Source organism: Rhodovulum kholense (assembly GCF_003053725.1).
In the GTDB taxonomy this organism is placed as follows: Bacteria; Pseudomonadota; Alphaproteobacteria; order Rhodobacterales; family Rhodobacteraceae; genus Rhodovulum; species Rhodovulum kholense.
In genome coordinates this window covers 1-1,786 of record NZ_QAYC01000043.1, presented here as the reverse complement: position 1 = coordinate 1,786, position 1,786 = coordinate 1, and the positions used below count along the sequence as shown (strand labels likewise).

At 67.6% G+C, this 1,786-nt stretch carries 2 protein-coding genes; both read left to right on the top strand.

The genetic code is table 11. From position 1 onward, the window contains the following. The coding region (gene galU, locus C8N38_RS20970; RefSeq protein ID WP_108029038.1) for a UTP--glucose-1-phosphate uridylyltransferase GalU at positions 1-898 on the top strand (898 nt) is incomplete at its 5' end. A gap of 4 nt (positions 899-902) precedes the next feature. Continuing rightward, on the top strand, positions 903-1,786 hold an 884-nt coding region (galE, locus tag C8N38_RS20965; RefSeq protein WP_108029037.1), incomplete at its 3' end, for a UDP-glucose 4-epimerase GalE.

Sequence of the window (1,786 nt, the reverse complement as noted above, 5' to 3'; positions counted from 1 at the left end):
CCGGCAAGTAACGAAGGCGGTTTTTCCCGTTGCGGGATTGGGGACGCGGTTTCTTCCCGCGACGAAGTCGATCCCGAAAGAGATCATGACGCTGGTGGACCGTCCGCTGATCCAATACGCGATCGACGAGGCGCGGGCGGCCGGGATCACGGATTTCATCTTCGTGACGTCGCGGGGCAAAAGCGCGCTCGAGGATTATTTCGACCACGCGCCGCATCTCGAGGACTCGCTGAAGTCCAAGGGCAAGGACGACCTGCTTGAAATCCTGCGCAGCACCGACATGGAAAGCGGCGCGATCGCCTATATCCGCCAGAAGATGGCGATGGGGCTGGGCCACGCGGTCTGGTGCGCGCGGCGCCTGATCGGCAACGAACCCTTCGCGGTGATCCTGCCCGATGACGTGATCGCGGCCGAGACGCCCTGCCTCAGGCAGATGGTCGACGCCTATCAGGACACGGGCGCCAACATGGTCGCCGCGATGGAGGTCCCGCGCGAGAAGGCCCCGGCCTACGGCATCCTCGACGTGGCCCGCGACATGGGCGACAAGGTGCTGGTCAAGGGCATGGTCGAGAAGCCGAGCCTTGAGGAGGCGCCGTCGAACCTGGCGGTGATCGGGCGCTACATCCTGACGCCGAAGGTGCTGCACAATCTCGACCAGAACCTGCGCCACAAACGCTTCGGGGCCGGGGGCGAGCTGCAGCTGACCGACGCCATCGCCCAGGAGATCGACGGCCAGGGGGTCTACGGGCTGCGCTTCAACGGCCAGCGCTTCGACTGCGGCTCGAAGGCCGGGTTCCTGCAGGCGACGGTGTCCTTCGCGCTGGCCCGGCCCGAGCTGCGCGGCGAATTCGAGGAGTATCTGCGCGACATGTTCGCCCTGCCGGAGGCGGCGGAATAACACGATGGCACATGTTCTGGTGACGGGCGGGGCGGGCTATATCGGCGCGCATGCCTGCAAGGCTCTGGCGCGCGCGGGCCATGTGCCGGTGTGCTACGACAACCTCTCGACCGGCTGGGCCGAGGCGGTGAAGTTCGGCCCGCTCGAACGGGGCGATCTGGCGGACCGGGCACGGCTTGACGCGGTGTTCGCGGCCTACCGGCCGGTGGGGGTGATGCATTTCGCGGCCTTCAGCCAGGTCGGCGAGGCGATGCGCGACCCGGGCAAGTACTGGCGCAACAATGTGGGCGGGTCGCTCACGCTGATCGAGGCGGCGGTGGCGGCGGGCTGCCTGAACATGGTGTTTTCCTCGACCTGCGCGGTCTATGGCGACCAGGACGGGGTGACGCTGGACGAGGACAGCGCCCAGGCGCCGCTGAACGCCTATGGCGCGTCCAAGCGCGCGATCGAGGACATGCTGCGCGACTTCGAGGCCAGCCACGGGCTGAACTCGGTGATCTTCCGCTATTTCAACGTGGCGGGCGCGGATCCCGAGGGCGAGGTCGGCGAGGCGCACGACCCCGAGACGCATCTGATCCCGGTGATGCTGGAGGCGATCGAGGGCAAGCGCCCGGCGCTGACGATCCACGGCACCGATTATCCGACGCCGGACGGGACCTGCATCCGCGACTACATCCATGTCAGCGATCTGGTTGCGGCGCATGTTCTGGGGCTCGAGTGGCTGCTGGCGGGCAAGGGCAGCCGGGTGTTCAACCTCGGCACCGGGACCGGCTATTCGGTGCGTCAGGTGATCGAGGCCTCGCATGCGGTGACCAACCGCCCGGTGCCTTATTCCGAGGGCCCCCGCCGCGGCGGCGACGCGGTCCGTCTGGTCTCGGGCAGCGCCCG